Genomic DNA, 18,266 nt, shown 5'->3' on the forward strand with positions numbered 1-18,266 from the left:
GAACCGGTGCTTTCGGCGCACAGGGCAGGCAAGAACGCAACACTTGCCAGCCGCGCGCGAAAGGTAAACGGGAAACAGGAAGAACCTCCCAGGACTGCGGCCCCACAAGGCGCCGGCAAACCCTGGCTCCAGCCTGTGCTGCCCCCGCAACGGTCCCCATGCGCGCAATGTGCCCATGGCAGCCCGATACCGGCCAGTTCGATCGCCAGGAAGTCCATGCAGTGCCGCCAGGCCCTCACCGGCCCGCCGCGGCGTGGACGACCTCCCCATCGTGAATGGCCTGCGGGGTCGCGGGTCGCATCGAGGTTACGTAGATGAAAACCCGCTCCATCCGGCGCTACGCCGGCGCCCTGCTCTGCTCCGCCCCGGCCATCGCCGCCGCCCAGCAAGCCGCCTCCACCACGCCCCAGCTCGACGCCGTCACGGTCACCGCCCAGCGCGTGCCGACCGACGGCCGCACGCTGCCGGTGTCGATCTCGGTCATCACCGCCGAAGACATCGCCGCATCTAGCGCCCGCACCATGCAGGAAGTGCTGTCGACCCAGGCCGGCATCCACCTGATCAACACCAGCAGCTCGAGCGACAACTCCATCGTTGACCTGCGCGGCTTCGGCATCACCGGCGCCAGCAACACGCTGATCCTGATCGATGGCGTGAAGCAGAACACCAACGACCTGTCGGCGCCCAGCCTGGGCGTGGTGCCGCTGGATCAGGTCGAGCGCATTGAAATCGTGCGCGGCAGCGGCTCGGTGCAATACGGCGGCGGCACCACCGGCGGCGTGATCAACATCATCACCCGTTCCGATTTCTCCAAGGAGCCGGTCACCGCCCGCGCCACCGCCACCTTCGGCAGCTACGGCCTGCGCCAGTACGACGCCGCCGTGGCCATGAACAATGAAAAGGTCGGCATCGACGCCTACATGCAGTCGCTGCACAGCGACGGCTACCGCGACCACAGCGGCGAGCGCCGCGAAGGCGGCGGCGGCGGCATCACCTTCCGCCACGACGACGGCTCGATCCGCCTGTACGGCCGCACCACCACGCAGAAGCTGGAGCTGCCCGGCCCGCGCACGATCAACCCCAAGACCGGCCTGAACGAATACCAGGACGATCCGCGCGGCTCGAAGAACGACGTCGATTACGTCAAGACCACCACCACCACCTTCGGCCTGCAGCTCGAGCAGGCGATCGGCGCCGGCACCCTGTACGCCGACCTGTCGACCCGCGAGAAGAAGCTCGACGGCCTGACCTACGACGGTTTCGGCGACATCCTGCGCGACCAGAAGCTGGAAGAGAACATCGCCAGCGTGCGCTACCGCCTGCCGATCAACGGCGGCCACAGCATCGTCTTCGGCGCCGACGGCCAGGAAGCCAAGACCACCGCCAACCAGAACGCCTACTACGACTTCCAGCCCTCGAAGTGGCAGTCGCGCCAGCACCAGTACGGCCTGTTCGCCGAAGGCCAGGTGCGCGCCACCGACAGCACCTATGTGACGGCCGGCGTGCGCCGCCAATACGCCTCCGACGACCTGGACGTGATTTCCGGCTCGGGCACGGCGTCGGACCGCAGCAACCACCTGACCGCCTGGCAGCTGGGCGTGCGCCAGGACCTGCCCGCCGGCTTCGGCGTGTACGGCAAGGTCGGCCGCAGCTTCCGCCTGCCCAACGCCGACGAACTGCTGTCGGTGCAGACCCCGCTGGCGCCGCAGACCTCCACCGACAAGGAAATCGGCGTGACCTGGCAGTCGGCCAGCAGCAGCGCCCGCCTGTCGTACTTCCGCTATGACCTGACCAACGAGATCCAGTACAACCCGCTGGCCGATGGCATCTGGGGTCCGGGCACGGGCGCCAACACCAACCTGGACCCGACCCGCCGCCAAGGCATCGAACTGGAAGGCCACACCGCGATCTCCAGCAGCGTGTCGCTGGACGCCAATCTGACCTGGATGGAAGCGCAATTCCGCTCCGGCACCTACGCCGGCGTGGACCTGGCGGGCAAGACCGTGCCGCTGGCGCCCAAGTGGCTGGCCAACGCCGGCGTGACCTGGCGCCCCACCGATGCGTTCCTGTGGAACGTGACGGCGCAATACGTGGGCAAGTCGCGCATGGACAACGACCAGGCCAACCAGTTCGCCAAGGAGCTGGACGCCTACGTGCTGTTCAACACCAAGGTGGCCTACAAGTTCACGCGCAACATCGAAGGCGCCATCGGCGTAAACAACATCTTCGACCGCCAGTACGCCACCTACGGCATCCGCGGCGGCAATGCCTCGTTCGAAATGCTGGGTCCGGTCGCCAACTACAGCCTGTATCCCGCGCCTGGCCGCAACTTCTACGCGTCGCTCACGCTGCGCTATTGATGGCGGCATTCCGATATAGTCGGCGTTCCCCGCTGGCTATATCGGCTTCCTGCATGACCTACGCACGTACCCATCCCCGCGCCGTTCCGGGGCCGTACCCGGCCCTGGGCGCGCTGCTGGTTGCGGGCCTTCTGGCGGGCCTTGCCATGCCGCCGTCCGCAGCCGCGCAAGCCGCGCCCGGCCCGGCAGCCGCCGCCATCCAGGTCCGCGACGACCAAGGCCGCACGGTGCCGCTGGCCGCTCCCGCCCGGCGCGCCGTCACGCTGGCCCCGCACGCCACCGAACTGGTCTTTGCCGCAGGCGCGGGCGACCGCCTCGTCGCCACCATCCGCGGCAGCGACTATCCGCCCGCCGCCCGCCAGTTGCCCGTCATCGGCGACGGCACCCAGCCTGATCCCGAACGCGTGGCGGCCGTGCGCCCCGATCTGCTGATCGCCTGGCAGCCCGGCGCCGCCGCGCCGCTGGCGCGGGTGATGGACAAGCTGGGCGTGCCGGTGTTCTACAGCGACCCGCAGACCCTGGCCGCCATCCCCGACGCGGTCGAACGCATGGGCGCGCTGTTCGGCACCGAAGCGCAGGCGCGGCCCGCGGCCCAGGCCCTGCGCGCGCGCCTGGACGCCCTGGCCGCGCGCCATGCCGGCCGCCGTCCCGTGCGCGTCTTCGTGCAGGCGGGGCTGGATCCCATCTACACCCTGAACGACAGCAGCATCGTCAGCGACGCCCTGCGCGTCTGCGGCGGCGTCAATGTCTTCGGCCAGGCGCCCGTGGTGGCGCCCCAGGTCACGCTGGAAAGCGTGCTGGCGGCGCGGCCCGAGGCGGTGCTGGCCGGCATTTCCCGCCCCGAGGACGCCGCCCGCAACCTGGCTGCCTGGCAGGCGCTGGGGCTGCCCGCCGCGCGGCTGGGGCACGTGTACGGCGTGGACGCCGACGCTCTGTACCGCCCCGGTCCGCGCTTGATCGATGCCGCCGAGGCGATCTGCGCCGATCTGGACCGCCTGCGCTGACCCATGTCCGCGCCGCGATCTGCAAATAGTGGAACGCTACATTTCACCGGACACGTCTGCCGCGCGGCGTCGTGCTTTATCATTCGAGCAACGAATCGCCAGTCCCCGCGGGCCTCGCATCGTGCGCACCCGCCCTTTGAACCTCCGCCATGACCACTCAAGACACTCTCACCATCGCCGGCCGCGCCTACTCGTCGCGCCTGCTCGTCGGCACCGGCAAGTACAAGGACTTTGAACAGACCCGCGCGGCGCTGGATGCCAGCGGCACCGAGATCGTGACGGTCGCCATCCGCCGCACCAATATCGGCCAGAACCCCGGCGAACCGAACCTGCTGGACTACGTCCCGCCGTCGAAATTCACGCTGCTGCCCAATACCGCCGGCTGCTACAGCGCCGACGAGGCCGTGCGCACGCTGCGCCTGGCGCGCGAACTGCTGGACGGCCATGAGCTGGTCAAGCTGGAAGTGCTGGGCGACCCGCAGACCCTGTTCCCCAACATGCCGGAAACGCTCAAGGCCACCAAGACCCTGGTGGACGAAGGCTTCAAGGTGATGGTGTATTGCACCGACGATCCCATCCAGTGCCGCATGCTGGAAGACCTGGGCGCGGTCGCCGTGATGCCCCTGGCCTCGCTGATCGGCTCGGGCATGGGCATCCTCAACCCCTGGAACCTGCGCCTGATCATCGAGCAGGCGCGCGTGCCCATCGTGGTGGACGCCGGCGTGGGCACCGCCTCGGACGCCGCCATCGCCATGGAACTGGGCTGCGACGCCGTGCTGATGAACACCGCCATCGCCGGCGCGCGCGATCCCATCCTGATGGCCAGCGCCATGAAGAAAGGCGTGGAAGCCGGCCGCGAGGCCTTCCTGGCCGGCCGCATGCCCAAAAAGCTGTACAGCGGCGCCCCCAGCTCGCCCAACGAAGGCCTGATCACGGCAGGCGCCCCCAAATGAGCAGCCGCCAGCAGGCCGCCAGCGGCCGTCCCATCCCCAACGCGCTGACCATCGCCGGCGTCGACCCGTCCGGCGGCGCCGGCATCCTGGCCGACGTGAAGGCCATGAGCGCGCTAGGCGCGTACGGCTGCGCGGTGATCGCCGCGCTGACGGCGCAGAACACCCAGGGCGTCACCGGCATCTCCGCCGTCCCGCCCGCTTTCGTCGGCCAGCAGATCGACACGCTGTTCGCGGACGTGCGCATCGACGCGGTCAAGATCGGCATGCTGGGCCAGCAGCCGGTGATCCAGGTGGTGGCCGAGAAGCTCGCCAAGTGGACCCCGGCCCACGTGGTGCTGGACCCGGTCATGGTGGCCAAGAGCGGCGACCTGCTGCTGGAGCGCGACGCCGTGGGCGCCATGCGCGAGGCCCTGCTGCCCCAGGCCACCCTGCTGACGCCCAACCTGCCCGAGGCCGGCGTGCTGCTGGAAGAACGCCCGGTCGAGACCGTCAAGGAAATGCGGCGCGTGGCCGAACGCCTGCGCAACAAGCTGGCGCATTCGGGCGAGCGCTGGGTGCTGGTCAAGGGCGGCCACCTGCCCGGCAACGAAACCATCGACCTGCTGCACGACGGCGACCGCATGATCGAGCTGCCCGGCCACCGCATCGAGACCGTCAATACCCACGGCACCGGCTGCACGCTGTCCGCGGCGCTGGCCGCGCTGCTGCCCCAAACCGGGGACGTGCCCGAGGCGGCGCGCCGCGCCAAGGCCTACCTCACGGAGGCCATCCGCCACGCCGAGCGCCTGTCGGTGGGGTCGGGCCACGGTCCGGTGCACCACTTCCACGCCTGGTGGTAGATCCGGGCGTCTGAAACATCTGTCGGCGGGGTCGGGCGTCACAGTGCGCTACGAATCGGTACAATGGTCTGTTGATTCCTCTGTTTTTTCTGACCGTCATGAACGCTTCGACCCTGCCCGACGTAGAACAAGCCCGCTTCAACATGGTGGAACAGCAGATCCGCCCCTGGGATGTTCTGGACGCCAACGTGCTGCAAGCGCTGTTCGATGTGCGCCGCGAACAATTCGTTCCGCCGGCCCTGCGCGCGCTGGCGTTTTCCGACCTGGAACTGCCGCTTGAGATCAACGCGGTCAACACCCGCCAGAACATGCTGGCGCCCAAGGTGGAAGCCCGCCTGGCGCAAGAGCTGCTGCTGACCAAGTCCGACTGTGTGCTGGAAATCGGCACCGGCTCCGGCTACCAGGCCGCGCTGCTGGGCTACCTGGCGCAGCAGGTCACCTCGGTCGAGATCGACAGCCGCCTGGTGACGTTCGCGCAGCAGAACCTGCAGATGAACAACGTCACCAACGTCAAGGTCGAAACCGGCGACGCCCGCAACGGCTGGGGTTCCACCGAATACGACGCCATTCTCGTCACCGGTTCCGTGCCGACCGTCCCCGACGCGCTGAAGTACCAGTTGCGCGTGGGCGGCCGCCTGGTCGTGATCGTGGGCCAGGCCCCCGTCATGACGGCCTGTCGCATCACCCGCACCACCGCGGCCAGCTTCGAAACCGTGAACCTGTTCGAAACCGTCATCAAGCCGCTGCGCGGCGTCACGGTCTCCCAGTTCAAGTTCTGACCCCCAACCCCGCCGCCGGGTGCCTGCCCCTCCGACGGGGCTGCGGCGTCCCGGACGGCCCGGCGTATCGTTGACCATCATGCGTGTCCGATTGCTAACGGCTTTACTGGTTTTTACCTGCGCCGCGAGCGTCGGCCCGTCGCTTGCCCGCGCGCAGAACCTGATCCAGATCTGGCAATCAGCGCTGGGCAATGACCCGATCTACGCCGCCGCGCGCGCCAACTACCGCGCCGGCCTCGAAAAAGAACCCCAGGCGCGCTCCCTGCTCCTGCCCCTGATCTCCGCCGAAGCGGGCGGGGCCTACCAGGAAACCCGCAGCACCCGTGGCATGGGCATCGCCTACAGCGGCGGACGCGGCGTGTGGGACCTGTCCCTGACCCAGCCGCTATTCGATTGGGGCCGCTGGCAGAACTTCGAGCAATCCAAGCTGATCGTCGCCGACGTCGAAGTGCAGCTGCAACAGGCCTACCAGGACTTGCTGCTGCGCGTGGCCGACGCCTATTTCAACGTGCTCTACGCCCAGGACACGCTGACCGCCACCGAGGCCGAGAAAGCCGCCGTGGCCGGGCAGCTGGAGTCCGCCAAGCGCAACTTCGAACTCGGCAACGCCACCATCACCGACACCTACGAGGCGCAGGCGCGCTACGACCTGGTGGTGGCGCAGGAACTGCGCCTGCAGAACGATCTGGAAGTCCGCCGCGACGAACTGGCCAAGATCATAGGCACGGCTCCCGGCGCCTTGTCCGAACTGCCCTATGGCGTGCAACTGCCCGCGCCGCAGCCCGCCCGCGTGGCCGACTGGAGCAACCAGGCCGAGTCCTCCAGCCTGGACGTGCTGCGCGCGCAGCTCCTGACGCGCATCGCCGGACGCGAGATCCAGATCGCCAAGAGCGGCCATTATCCGACCCTGAACCTGCGCGCCAGCAGCGGCAGCGCCAGCGACGCCGTCATGCGCAATGCCGCGCCCGGCAAGCCCATCGACAGCACCATAGGCGTGGTGCTGTCGATTCCGCTGTACTCGGGCGGCGGGGTCTCGTCGCAAGTGACCGAAAAGGTCCAGCTCGAACAGAAGGCGCGCCACGACTACGAGGCGGCGCGCCGCCAGGCCGTCCAGGCCGCGCGCCAGTACTACACCGGCGTCACCAGCGGCCTGGCGCGCATCCAGGCGCTGGAAGCCGGCGAAAAATCCAGCCGCGCCGCGGTCGAAGCCAACCGCACCGGCTACGAAGTCGGCGTGCGCATCAACCTGGACGTGCTCAACGCCCAGCAGCAGCTTTACGCCACCCAGCGCGATCTGGCCCTGGCGCGCTACAGCACCGTGCTCACCAGCCTGCGCCTGAAGGCCACCAGCGGCATCCTGGCCGAAGCGGACCTGGAAGCGATCAACCGCCTGCTGCGGGAACCGCGCTGAGCCAGTTGCGGCGCCCTGCTTACTGGTTCTGGATTTTCTTCACGAGCGCGGTGGTCGAGCGCTCGAACTCGAACGGAATCGCCACTGCGCGCCCGCCCCAGGTCTTGACCAGGGCGGTCTCGGGCAGCTTTTCCATGTCGTAGTCGCCGCCCTTGACGATCAGGTCGGGCTTGAGCTGGCCGATCAGGGCTTCGGGCGTGTCTTCATGGAAGGACGTGACCACGGTCACGAAGCCCAGCGCCGCCAGCAAGGCGGCGCGGTCTTCCATGCGGTTCAGCGGGCGCTCAGCGCCCTTGCCCAGGCGCCGCACCGACTCGTCGGTGTTCACCGCCACCACCAGGGTCGCGCCCAGTTGGGCGGCCTGGTCGAGGTAGGTCGCGTGGCCCCGGTGCAGGATGTCGAAGACGCCGTTGGTGAACACCAGCGGCCGCGGCAAGCGGCCGGCGGCGACGGCAGCGACGCATTCGTCGCGGGACAGGACCTTGGATTCGAAACGGGCGGCTAGCATGCGGCGATTGTATCGCCCCGGCTCAGGCGCCGCCCAGGATGATCTGCTTTTCCTTGGGCACGATCAGGGCCGTCATTTCCTTGCGGTAGCGGTTCAGGTCCTTCACCGTTTCAAAGCTGCGGTCCATCAGCTTGGACAGGATGTGCAGGATCCGGGTGGCGACCTTCTGCTCCCACTCGCCGTCAAAGCGGATCTGCGTGTCCAGCCAGTGCTCCAGCCAGCCCGGTTCCGGCAGGCGCGACTGCACCGTGTCGTTGGGGAACAGGTCCTTGTTCACGTGCAGGTTGGTCGGGTGCAGGGCCTGCTGCGTGCGGCCGGCCGAGGCCATCAGCACGCCGATCTTGGAGAACGCCAGGCGGGCCTGCTCGCTCGTGTCCTGGCCGCGGTCGTGCAGCGCGCGGCGCATGTACTGCAGGTAGGCGCCGGCGTGGCGGGCTTCGTCCTGGGCCACGGTCTTGTAGATGGCCTTGATGACCGGTTCCGTGTGCCATTCGGCGGCGCGGCGGTACCAGTGGTTCAGGCGGACCTCGCCGCAGAAATGCAGCATCAGGGTTTCGAGTTCGGGCGCTTTGTCGAACTCGAAGCGCACGTTGTGCAGCTCTTCCTCGGTGGGCACCAGGTCCGGGCGGAAGCGGCGCAGGTATTCGATCAGCACCAGCGAATGCTTCTGCTCTTCAAAGAACCACACCGACATGAACGCGCAGAAATCGCTATCGCCGCGGTTGTCGCGCAGGAACATTTCGGTGGCCGGCAAGGCGGCCCATTCCGTGATGGCGTTCATCTTGATCGTGTGGGCCTGCTCGTCGGAGAGCTTGCTGCGATCGAAATCACCCCAGGGAATGTCATGCGCCATGTTCCAGCGCACGGCTTCCATGGTCTTGAAGAGTTCAGGATAAAGCATGGTCTGCCCTTGTATTCGTCCCGCTAGTGGGGCTATAGATATAGAAATTAAGAATGGCGCGCGCGCTGCCGGCAAGGGCGCTGCATTCATCCACCGCAGCGCTATTTTTCGCCGTGTACCGCGAAGCTATGATGACCGTTTCATGAATGAAACATGACAGATACCGTCTAGATCATCGCGCCGCCTATCGGGTCAAGGCCCATATCGCGACCCCGATGGCGACCGCCGCCACCCCAACCAGCGCTGCAACCAGCCGGTTGTTCTGTTCCTGGGCCCGCCGCAACTGGATCATCTCCGCCAGCAAGGCGGGCGACACATTGGGACGGCTCAGATGGTCATGGACCAGCCTGGGCAAGGCGGGCAGCATCTGCGACCACTGCGCGGCCTCCTTTTCCAGGCTCTGCCGCAAGCCCTTGAATCCGACGCGCTGACGCATCCAGCGTTCCAGATAGGGCTTGGCGGTTTTCCAGAGATCCAGGTTGGGATCGAGCTGGCGGCCCAATCCCTCGACGTTCAGCAAGGTCTTCTGCAACAGGACCAGCTGCGGCTGGATCTCCACATTGAACCGGCGCGAAGTCTGGAACAGCCGCAGCAGCACCTGCCCCAGCGAGATTTCCGACAACGGCCGGTCAAAGTACGGTTCGCAGACGGCGCGCACGGCGCCCTCCAGCTCTTCTTCGCGCGTATCGGGCGGCACCCAGCCCGACTCGATGTGCAGCTGCGCCACGCGGCGGTAGTCGCGGTGGAAGAAGGCCAGGAAATTCTGCGCCAGGTAATTCTTGTCGAACTCGGACAGCGAGCCCACGATGCCGAAGTCCAGGGCGATGTAGCTGCCCAGCGTTTCCGGACGGTCGGACACGTAAATGTTGCCCGGGTGCATGTCGGCGTGGAAGAAGCCGTCGGTGAAGACCTGGGTGAAGAAGATCTCCACGCCGGTGCGCGCCAGCGTCGGGATGTCGATGCCCGCCTGGCGCATGCGCTCCACCTGGCCCACCGGCATGCCGTACATGCGCTGCATGGTGAACACCGTGGACGCGGTGTATTCCCAGATCACCTCGGGCACGATCAGCATGTCGCCGCGGCCGGACTCGGGGCCGAAATTGCGGCGCAGCTGGCTGCAGTTGGACGCTTCGCGCACCAGGTCCAGTTCGTCGTGCAGGTATTTGTCGAACTCGGCCACGACTTCGCGCGGCTTCAGGCGGCGGCCGTCGGCGCCCAGGCGCTCGATGATGCGCGCCACGACCTTCAAGAGCGACAGGTCCTTCTCGATGATGCTGAGCATGCCCGGGCGCAGCACCTTGACCGCGACCTCGCGGCCGTCATGCAGCACCGCGAAGTGCACCTGGGCGATCGAGGCCGAAGCCACCGGGTCCACTTCGAACTGTGCGAACAGCTTCTCGGGCGGCGCGCCCAGCGCGGCCTCGATGCAGGCCGCCGCCTGCGCCGAGGGGAACGGCGGCACGCGGTCCTGCAAGAGCGCCAACTCGTCGGCGATGTCGGCGGGAATCAGGTCGCGGCGCGTGGACAGCACCTGTCCGAACTTCACGAAGATGGGACCCAGCGATTCCAGCGCCAGGCGCAGCCTCAAGCCCCGCGGCTTGCGCGGACGCGTGCCCAGGCGGATGACGCGCAGCAGGCAGGTGGCCAGCGGATGGTTCAGGCTGGAGAGCACCAGCTCGTCCAGGCCATAGCGCAGCGAAACCACAATGATGCGAAAGAGGCGCAGCAGGGGAAACATGTATCAGGCGCCCCGCTTTGCGCCGGCGGATGCCAGACGGGTTTGCAGCGCGGCAGCCGAACGGGCCAGCGCGTCGGCGCGGGCGTTCAGTTCGGCCAGGTCCAGGCGCCATTGCTCCAGCGCCGGGCGGCTGGCCAGCATGCCGCTTTCCTCGGACAGGTATTCCGACACGTTCTCGGCCAGGCGCAGGCCGGCCGTGCGCGCACCGCCGGCGGCGGCACGCGCCCCGCCCACCAGGCGCAGCGCGGCGATGTCGCCCACCACCCGGGCCAGCGCGTCCTCCGGATCCCAGCGCAGTTGCTTGGACAGATCGGAAACCACCTGCGCCAGCGCCGCGTCGCCCGAGATATGGGTGGCCTCGGCGAAATCGGGACGCTCGCGGTCCGCGCCCAGCCGCGGCAACGGCAGTTTTTCAGGCGCGACCGTCAGGGTCACGTCGGGCACCACGGCCGCATCGGCCTGGGCCGCCAGGCCGTCGCTGTCGATGGTCAGGCCCAGGCTGAAGCCGCCCAGCGCGAAACGCACCGTTTTGCCCGCATGCCGGACCAGACGCGCGCGCGCCCAATCCTCGCGCCGCAACAGGGCGTTGAGCGCGCTTACAGCCAGTCGCGAGGGGGTGGGCAGGAACGGAAAAGGCAGCATGACGGTCTGCAACGGCCCCGGTTACCGGGGTGGCCGAAGTTAATGGGTAAATCGGGAGTGTAACGGGTTAGATGACTGGGTGTTTTGCGCAAGCACATGGAAAAACCGGCCCTGTGAGGGCCGGTTCAAACAGATGCCTTGCGGCATCCGCAACGGAGGTGGGGATCGGCCCCGGCCGGCCAGGCTTAGCTGGCGAGATCCACCGGGATCTGCTGGATGCCTGCCAGCAGCCAGCCGCCATTGGCGGGCTTGAACAGGTTCCAGACTTCCTCGAAGCGGAAGGCCTCGGCGCCCGGCGCTTCGCGCAGCATGCCGGAGAAGCGCACGCTGGCCAGGTGGCCGTCGGAGACGGTTTCGATGCCCAGCATTTCAGCGTTCAGCAGGACCACTTCGGTCTTGTTGGGCGCCGCGCCGCGCTCGGCCAGCTGCGGCTTGAGCTCGGTGATCAGGTCGTCGGTCAGGAAGTCGCGCAGACCTTCGGTGCTGCCGCTGTCCCAAACGGCCTGGATGCGCACGAACTGCTCCTTGGCCTGCTTCAGGAAGTTGGGCGTGTCGAAGTCACCCGGCACGAACCAGTTGTTGTCGTCGCCCGCCTTGGGCATCGCGGCCGGCGCCGCAGCGGCGGCGACCGGAGCCGCTGCCGGAGCGGCGGGAGCCGCCGGCTTCAGCGCTTCGCGCCACATCGGCTGTTGTTGCTGCTGGCCCGGAGCGTTGTTGGCCCCGTTGAACGCGCCCTGCGTGGCAGTGCGCGGACCGGCGCCGCGCAGGCGGCGGATGATGAACATGACGGCGAACACGACCGCGGCGATCAGCAGCGCGGAACCGAGGAACTCGGCGAAAGCGCCCGACAGGCCCATGCTGGAGAGCAGCGCGGCGATACCCAGGCCAGCGGCGATGCCGGCAATGGGGCCGAGCCAGCGCGAAGCGCCGCTCTTGGCGGCGGCGCCCGCGGTGGCGGCGCCGGCCGTGGCCGCGCCGGCGGCTGCCGGAGCGGCGGTGGCGCCCGCCGTGTTGTTCGCGGCGGCCGGCGGCGTGGTCGCCTGGCGCTGCTGGGTCACGTTGGAGGATTGCCGGCCGACGCTGCTGCCGCCGCCGGCGCGGCGGGCTTCGGCGTCAAACGACGCCGTCACCAGTGCCGCGCCGGAAACGGCGATCAGCGCCGCGGCGACAAACCGCGAAAGACAGAATTTGGACATAGGTTTGCTCCCTCGTACTCGCGCCCCTGCCGCCCCGAGCAGCAGGAAGTCCCACGGACCGCGGGACCTTCGTCGCGACTTTTCTTACATTAATCTGAATACCGTAAGAATAACGGACAAGACGCCGCCCCACAAGTTCCCGCAGGGGCGGTGAAATCTCCGGATGGCTGGCGCGGATCAGCCCAGTTTCACGCCTTCGTGCAAGGCGGCGATGCCGGCGGTCAGATTGAAGTACTGCACCCGGTCCAGTCCGGCCGTGCGCAGCATGTCGGCCAGGGTTTCCTGGTCGGGGTGCATGCGGATGGATTCCGCCAGATAACGGTAGCTGGCCTCATCCTTGGCGACCTTCTTGCCCAGCCAGGGCAGCACGTTGAAGGAATACCAGTCGTAGGCAGGGGCCAGCGGCTTGGCCACGCGCGAGAATTCCAGCACCAGCAGCTTGCCGCCCGGCTTCAAGACCCGGGTCATTTCGGCCAGGGCGCGATCCTTGTGGGTCATGTTGCGCAGGCCGAAAGCCACGCTGACGCGATCGAAATGGCCCGTGGGGAACGGCAGGCGCTCGGCGTCGCACACGGCGGTGGGAACCAGCAGGCCGGCGTCCGTCAGGCGGTCGCGGCCGACGCGCAGCATGGAGTCGTTGATGTCCGTGAGCCAGACCTCGCCCGTGGGGCCGGCGCGCTTGGCGAAGGCTTTGGCCAGATCACCCGTGCCACCGGCGATGTCCAGCACCTTCATGCCGGGACGGATGGCGGCGCGGCCGATGGTGAACGCCTTCCAGACGCGGTGCAGCCCGGCCGACATGAAGTCGTTCATGACGTCGTAGCGCTGGGCGACCGAATGGAAGACTTCGGCGACTTTGCGGGCCTTTTCGCCTTCCGGCACCGTCTGGAAGCCGAAATGGGTCGATTGCGAGGCGGAATCCGCGGAATGTTGCGATTCGGAGGGGTTTTGCATGGTGAATTCCCGATATATCGTTCAATGGTAGCCTATCGGGCTCCCTCGGGCGGCCGCTGGACGCCGACGATGACGCCCGGCGGTCACATACCTGAAATATTGCGGCCATACTATCGCAATGTTCGCGCCGCGCCGGCGCTCAGAAGTGTGCCCAATCCGCCATGTCCAGCACCATCCTCGTCGTCGAAGACGAACCCGCCATCCAGGAACTGATCGCCGTCAACCTGTCCTTCGCCGGACACAAGGTGCTGCGCGCCTTCGACGCCGACCAGGCCCAGACGCTGATCCGCGCCGAACTTCCCGACCTGATCCTGCTGGACTGGATGCTGCCCGGCACCTCCGGCCTCGCCATGGCGCGCAAGCTGCGCAACGACGAGCGCACCCGCGCCGTCCCGGTCATCATGCTGACCGCCAAGGGCTCCGAACAAGACAAGGTGGACGGCCTGGAAGCCGGCGCCGACGACTACATCACCAAGCCCTTCTCGCCCAAGGAGCTGATGGCGCGCATCAAGGCGGTGCTGCGCCGCCGCGCGCCCCAGCTGACCGACGACGTGATCGACGTGGGCGGCCTGAAGCTGGATCCGGTGACGCACCGCCTGTCGGGCAACAGCCAGTCGCTGCAGATCGGCCCCACCGAATTCCGCCTGCTGCATTTCTTCATGACGCACCCCGAACGCGTGTTCTCGCGCTCGCAGCTGCTGGACCAGGTCTGGGGCGACCACGTCTTCGTGGAAGAGCGCACGGTCGACGTGCACATCCGCCGCCTGCGCAAGGCGCTGGAACCCAGCGGCCACGACGCGCACGTGGAAACGGTCCGCGGCAGCGGCTACCGGTTTACGGCCCAGCTCCCCACGCGGTAAAACTCCCGCACGATGATCTGGCTGCGCACTCTTTTCCTGGTCGCCCTGTGGGCGGTTGCCGCATTGCTGGCCCAATGGCTCATAGGAGACCCGGCGGGCTGGATACTGTTCTCCTTCGCGCTGGCCGCCATGCTGCTCTGGCGCAGCTGGCGGCTGCACCTGGTGTCCCATTGGGCGAACCACCCGGACACCTCGCCGCCCGCTTCGGTCGGGCCCTGGGACGATATCCTCGCCCCGCTGTACCGCTACACCCGCGCCCGGGCCCGCGAACTGAACGAAACCCAGAACACCATGCAGGGCATGCTGGCCGCGGCCCAGGCGCTGCCGGACGGCGCGGTGACCCTGAACGAGGATTTCCAGATCGACTGGTGCAACCGCATGGCGCGCCAGCATCTGGGCCTGCGCCTGCCGGCCGACCGCGGCCATAACCTGCTGAACCTGCTGCGCGCGCCCGAATTCGTGGAATACGCGCACCGCCCGTCCTGGCCCGAGCCCATCCTGGTGCGCCTGGGCCAGCAAGGCCAGGAGCGGCTGATGATGATGCAGCTGACGGCCTACGCCAGCAACCAGCGCCTGCTGATCACGCGCGACGTCACCCAGATAGAACGTCTGGAAACCACGCGCCGCGACTTCGTCGCCAACGTCTCGCACGAATTGCGCACGCCGCTGACGGTGCTGGCGGGCTTTCTGGAAACCCTGCGCGACATGCCGGCCGACGCCCTGCCCGCCGAACAGCGCGAGCAGTACATCGACATGATGCACGAGCAGGCCCAGCGCATGCAGGCCATCGTCGAAGACCTGCTGACCCTGTCCACGCTGGAATCCTCGCCGGGCAGCGACCCGCGCGCGGTCAACATGGGCGCGCTGCTGCAGAAGGCGCGCCAGCAGATCGAGGCGCTGTCGGGCGGCCGCCACTTGCTGGAATGGCACATCGACGAGTCCCTGGACGTGCTGGGCGCCGAGACCGAGCTGACCTCGGCCCTGTCCAACCTGCTGACCAACGCGGTGCGCTACACGCCGGACGGCGGCACCATCACCGTGCGCTGGGAGCGCGAGGAAGACGGCGGCGCGCGCTACAGCGTGCAGGACACCGGCATCGGCATCCCCGCGCGCCACCTGCCCCGCCTGACCGAACGCTTCTACCGCGTGGACCGCGGCCGCTCGCGCGCGGTGGGCGGCACCGGCCTGGGGCTGGCGATCACCAAGCACATCGCCATGCGCCACGACGCCGAACTGGTGATCACCAGCGAACCCGGCAAGGGCAGCGTGTTCGCGCTGCGCTTTCCGCCCGACCGCATCGCCATCGACAGCCCGGCCTGAACCGCCAGCGCCGCACCGGGAACGGACCCTGGCGCGGCGCTGATGGTAAATTTTCGGCCATGCGCATCCTGGTCATCGAAGACGAACCCAAACTGGCCGACTACCTCAAGAAGGGTTTGTCGGAGCAAAGCCATGTCGTGGACCTGGCGCGCGACGGCGTGGACGGCCTGCATCTGGCGCTGGAAGGCGTCTACGACCTGATCGTGCTGGACGTGATGCTGCCGGGCGTGGACGGCTTCGGCGTGCTGGCCGCGGTGCGCGAACAGAAGGACACCCCCATCCTGATGCTAACCGCGCGCGACGCGGTCGAGGACCGCGTGCGCGGCCTGGAGGGCGGCGCCGACGACTACCTGGTCAAGCCCTTCGCCTTTTCGGAATTGCTGGCGCGGGTGCAGGCGCTGCTGCGCCGCGGGCGTTCGCAGGAACCCACCCTGCTGCGCCTGGCCGACCTGGAACTGGACCTGGCCCGCCGCCGCGCCCAGCGCGGCGGCCGCCGCCTGGACCTGACCGCCAAGGAATTCAATCTGCTGGCCCTGCTGCTGCGCCGCCAGGGCCAGGTGCTGTCGCGCACCACCCTGGCCGAGCAGGTCTGGGACATGAACTTCGACAGCGACACCAATGTCATCGACGTGGCGGTGCGGCGGCTGCGCAGCAAGCTGGACGACCCCTACGACACCAAACTGCTGCATACGGTGCGCGGCATGGGCTACGTGCTGGAATCGCGTCCCGCGGACAGCCGCCCCGCATGAAGCCGCTGCGCGTGCGCTCCATGCAGGCGCGGCTGACCCTGCTGCTGGGCGCCATCGCCCTGCTGGTGTCCAGCCTGGCGGGGGCCACGCTGTTCTGGGCGCTCAAGCGCGAAGTGGAGCGCCAGGAGATCACCGAGGTCAGCGGCAAGCTGGAATTGATCGATCACCTGATCGACATGCAGAACAACGCCCGCGGCCTGAAGGATCTGGCCGCCACCTTCGACGAGATGCGCGCGGGCGAAGGCCAGCTCGGCATCTGGATCGTGGATGCGCACGGCCACTCCGTGTACGGCGGCCCCGCTCCCGAAACGCTGGCGACGGGCGACGGCAGGCAGGTCGTGCTGCAGACCGCCGACGGCGGCCGCATGCGCGGCCTGCGGGTCGCCATGAACGACCGCATCCTGCCCGGCGCGCAACTGACCGTGGCGGTCAGCACGCGCACCAGTTCGCAGTTCCTTTACGCCTACGGCACTGCGCTGGTGCTGATCTGCGCGCTATGGGTAGGCGCGACCGTGGTGCTGGCGGCCTGGGCAGTCAGGCGCAGCATGGCGCCAGCGCGCAGGCTGTCCGAGCAGGCGGCCAGCATCCAGCCCGACAATCTGGCGCGGCGCCTGCCGCTGGAAGACACCGACCGCGAATTGCACGAGCTGGTCCGTTCCTTCAACCGCACGCTGGAGCGCCTGCAGGCCGCCTACCAGCAGATGGAAGGCTTCAACGCCGACGTCGCGCACGAGCTGCGCACGCCGCTGGCCACGCTGATCAACGGCACGCAGGTCATGCTGTCCTCGCCGCGCGACGCGGCCGAACTGCGCGACGCGCTGGAATCCAACCTGGAAGAACTGGAAGACCTGAAGACCCTGGTCAATGACATGCTGTTCCTGGCGCGCGCCGACCGCGGCGAACGGGCCGCGGACCTGGCGCCGGTGTCGCTGGCCGCCGAAGCGCGCCGCGTGGCCGAATACTACGAAGCCACGCTGGAAGAAAGCGGCGTGCACCTGCGCTGCGTGGGCGACGCCACGGTGGCCGCCAACGCGGGATTGGTGCGCCGTGCGCTGGCCAACCTGATTTCCAACGCCATCAAGGCCACGCCCCGCGGCGGCGAAATCGTGCTGACCTGCTCGGCTTCGCCCGCGGGCGCGCGGGTGGAAGTGCGCAACCCCGGCCCGCCTATCCCGTCGGCCGACCTGCCCCGCATCTTCGACCGCTTCTTCCGCTCCAGCCAGGCACGCGCGCCGCGCAGCGAAGGCCACGGCCTGGGCCTGGCCATCGTGCGCGCCATCGCGCGCATGCATGGCGGCGAGGTCGACGCGGCCTCGGGCGCGCACGGCACCGTGGTCGGCATCACGCTGCGCGCGCCCGAGGGCAGCTCCACTGCGGCCAACATTACAAAATCGTAATGTTCAGGACAGAATGGGGTCACTCCCGTTCCTCTACAGTACGCTTGCAACCACATCGTCCCGCAACGGAGCATCATGAACCTTACCCGCCTCACGCGCCGCCTGGCCCTTGCCGCAGCCCTGTGCGCGCCCGCTTTCGCCACCGCCCAGACGCCCGTCAAGGTCGAAGTCTGGAAGACCCCGACCTGCGGCTGCTGTGAAGACTGGGTCAAGCACATGCGCGACAACGGCTTCGCCGTCACCACCCACGACGTCCAGGACACCGGCCCCATCCGCCGCAACGCCGGCATGGCCAACTACGGCTCCTGCCACACCGCCGCGGTCGAAGGCTATGCGGTCGAAGGCCACGTGCCGGCCAGCGACGTGCGCCGCCTGCTGCTGGAAAAACCCGACGCCGCCGGCCTGGCCGCGCCCGGCATGCCGCTGGGTTCCCCCGGCATGGACGGCCCCGAGTACGGCGGTCGCAAGACGCCGCACGACGTGGTGCTGGTGGACAAGCAAGGCGGCGCCAAGGTCTTCCAGGCCTACCGGTAAAGCGCAATCCTCGAAGTCCTGTTCGGGCATCGCCTCCTTGCGGGCGATGCCCGAGTCGTTTGCGCACCTGAAACAATTCATCCACACCGCCCCAATGGCTACTCCTTGCACTGCAGCAAAA

17 protein-coding genes are annotated in these 18,266 nt (G+C 68.0%); 11 read left to right on the forward strand and 6 right to left on the reverse strand.

The features are described 5' to 3' along the window. The first annotated feature begins 314 nt into the window (after window positions 1–314). The 6 genes from BRO63_RS00720 to BRO63_RS00745 all read left to right on the forward strand — a co-directional run bounded on the left by BRO63_RS00720 (window position 315) and on the right by BRO63_RS00745 (window position 7,346). The gene (locus tag BRO63_RS00720) at window positions 315–2,360 is read left to right on the forward strand and encodes a TonB-dependent receptor (protein WP_088138077.1); all 2,046 of its coding nucleotides are present in this window, start codon (window positions 315–317) and stop codon (window positions 2,358–2,360) included. A 116-nt stretch (window positions 2,361–2,476) separates the two neighbouring features. Then, window positions 2,477–3,364, forward strand: a complete 888-nt coding sequence (locus BRO63_RS00725; RefSeq protein ID WP_373557756.1) for a cobalamin-binding protein — start codon at window positions 2,477–2,479, stop codon at window positions 3,362–3,364. A 149-nt stretch (window positions 3,365–3,513) separates the two neighbouring features. Further along, on the forward strand, window positions 3,514–4,317 hold the full coding sequence (locus tag BRO63_RS00730; protein ID WP_088138079.1) for a thiazole synthase: 804 nt from the start codon (window positions 3,514–3,516) through the stop codon (window positions 4,315–4,317). After that, complete coding sequence (gene thiD, locus BRO63_RS00735) at window positions 4,314–5,156, forward strand: bifunctional hydroxymethylpyrimidine kinase/phosphomethylpyrimidine kinase (RefSeq protein WP_088138080.1); 843 nt, start codon at window positions 4,314–4,316, stop codon at window positions 5,154–5,156. The genes BRO63_RS00730 and thiD overlap by 4 nt, the downstream gene beginning before the upstream one ends. 98 nt (window positions 5,157–5,254) lie before the next feature. After that, complete coding sequence (locus tag BRO63_RS00740; protein WP_059377489.1) at window positions 5,255–5,935, forward strand: protein-L-isoaspartate O-methyltransferase family protein; 681 nt, start codon at window positions 5,255–5,257, stop codon at window positions 5,933–5,935. 79 nt (window positions 5,936–6,014) lie between these two features. Next, window positions 6,015–7,346, forward strand: coding sequence for a TolC family outer membrane protein (locus BRO63_RS00745; protein WP_088138172.1), 1,332 nt, complete (start codon window positions 6,015–6,017; stop codon window positions 7,344–7,346). 19 nt (window positions 7,347–7,365) lie between these two features. Here BRO63_RS00745 and rfaE2 read toward each other — a convergent pair whose 3' ends face one another. From rfaE2 to ubiE, 6 genes are all read right to left on the reverse strand, one after another. After that, window positions 7,366–7,854 carry a D-glycero-beta-D-manno-heptose 1-phosphate adenylyltransferase gene (gene rfaE2 / locus BRO63_RS00750; protein WP_088138081.1) on the reverse strand — a complete coding sequence of 163 codons (489 nt, stop codon included), beginning with the start codon at window positions 7,852–7,854 and terminating at the stop codon, window positions 7,366–7,368. A gap of 22 nt (window positions 7,855–7,876) precedes the next feature. Beyond that, a complete protein-coding gene (locus BRO63_RS00755) occupies window positions 7,877–8,755 on the reverse strand; it encodes a ferritin (protein ID WP_088138082.1) in 879 nt (292 codons plus the stop codon). A 184-nt stretch (window positions 8,756–8,939) separates the two neighbouring features. Then, window positions 8,940–10,493, reverse strand: a complete 1,554-nt coding sequence (gene ubiB, locus BRO63_RS00760) for a ubiquinone biosynthesis regulatory protein kinase UbiB (RefSeq protein WP_088138083.1) — start codon at window positions 10,491–10,493, stop codon at window positions 8,940–8,942. A gap of 3 nt (window positions 10,494–10,496) precedes the next feature. Further along, window positions 10,497–11,135: a ubiquinone biosynthesis accessory factor UbiJ gene (locus tag BRO63_RS00765; RefSeq protein WP_088138084.1), complete on the reverse strand. Its 639-nt coding sequence runs from the start codon at window positions 11,133–11,135 to the stop codon at window positions 10,497–10,499. 185 nt (window positions 11,136–11,320) lie between these two features. Further along, window positions 11,321–12,331, reverse strand: a complete 1,011-nt coding sequence (locus tag BRO63_RS00770) for a Tim44 domain-containing protein (protein ID WP_088138085.1) — start codon at window positions 12,329–12,331, stop codon at window positions 11,321–11,323. Between the two features lie 177 nt (window positions 12,332–12,508). Next, the gene (gene ubiE, locus BRO63_RS00775) at window positions 12,509–13,285 is read right to left on the reverse strand and encodes a bifunctional demethylmenaquinone methyltransferase/2-methoxy-6-polyprenyl-1,4-benzoquinol methylase UbiE (protein ID WP_013391251.1); all 777 of its coding nucleotides are present in this window, start codon (window positions 13,283–13,285) and stop codon (window positions 12,509–12,511) included. Window positions 13,286–13,446: 161 nt separating this feature from the next. Between ubiE and phoB the strand changes: the two genes are divergently transcribed. From phoB to BRO63_RS00800, 5 genes are all read left to right on the forward strand, one after another. Then, on the forward strand, window positions 13,447–14,145 hold the full coding sequence (gene phoB, locus BRO63_RS00780; RefSeq protein ID WP_006227196.1) for a phosphate regulon transcriptional regulator PhoB: 699 nt from the start codon (window positions 13,447–13,449) through the stop codon (window positions 14,143–14,145). 12 nt (window positions 14,146–14,157) lie between these two features. Then, a complete protein-coding gene (gene phoR / locus BRO63_RS00785) occupies window positions 14,158–15,465 on the forward strand; it encodes a phosphate regulon sensor histidine kinase PhoR (RefSeq protein WP_088138086.1) in 1,308 nt (435 codons plus the stop codon). Between the two features lie 59 nt (window positions 15,466–15,524). Next, window positions 15,525–16,214: a heavy metal response regulator transcription factor gene (locus tag BRO63_RS00790; protein WP_054454998.1), complete on the forward strand. Its 690-nt coding sequence runs from the start codon at window positions 15,525–15,527 to the stop codon at window positions 16,212–16,214. Beyond that, complete coding sequence (locus BRO63_RS00795) at window positions 16,211–17,611, forward strand: heavy metal sensor histidine kinase (RefSeq protein ID WP_088138087.1); 1,401 nt, start codon at window positions 16,211–16,213, stop codon at window positions 17,609–17,611. Before BRO63_RS00790 ends, BRO63_RS00795 begins: the two co-directional genes overlap by 4 nt. Before the next feature lie 75 nt (window positions 17,612–17,686). After that, a complete protein-coding gene (locus tag BRO63_RS00800; protein WP_088138088.1) occupies window positions 17,687–18,145 on the forward strand; it encodes a DUF411 domain-containing protein in 459 nt (152 codons plus the stop codon). Window positions 18,146–18,266: the final 121 nt, after the last annotated feature.

Source organism: Achromobacter xylosoxidans (assembly GCF_002192695.1).
Lineage (GTDB): Bacteria > Pseudomonadota > Gammaproteobacteria > Burkholderiales > Burkholderiaceae_B > Achromobacter > Achromobacter xylosoxidans_C.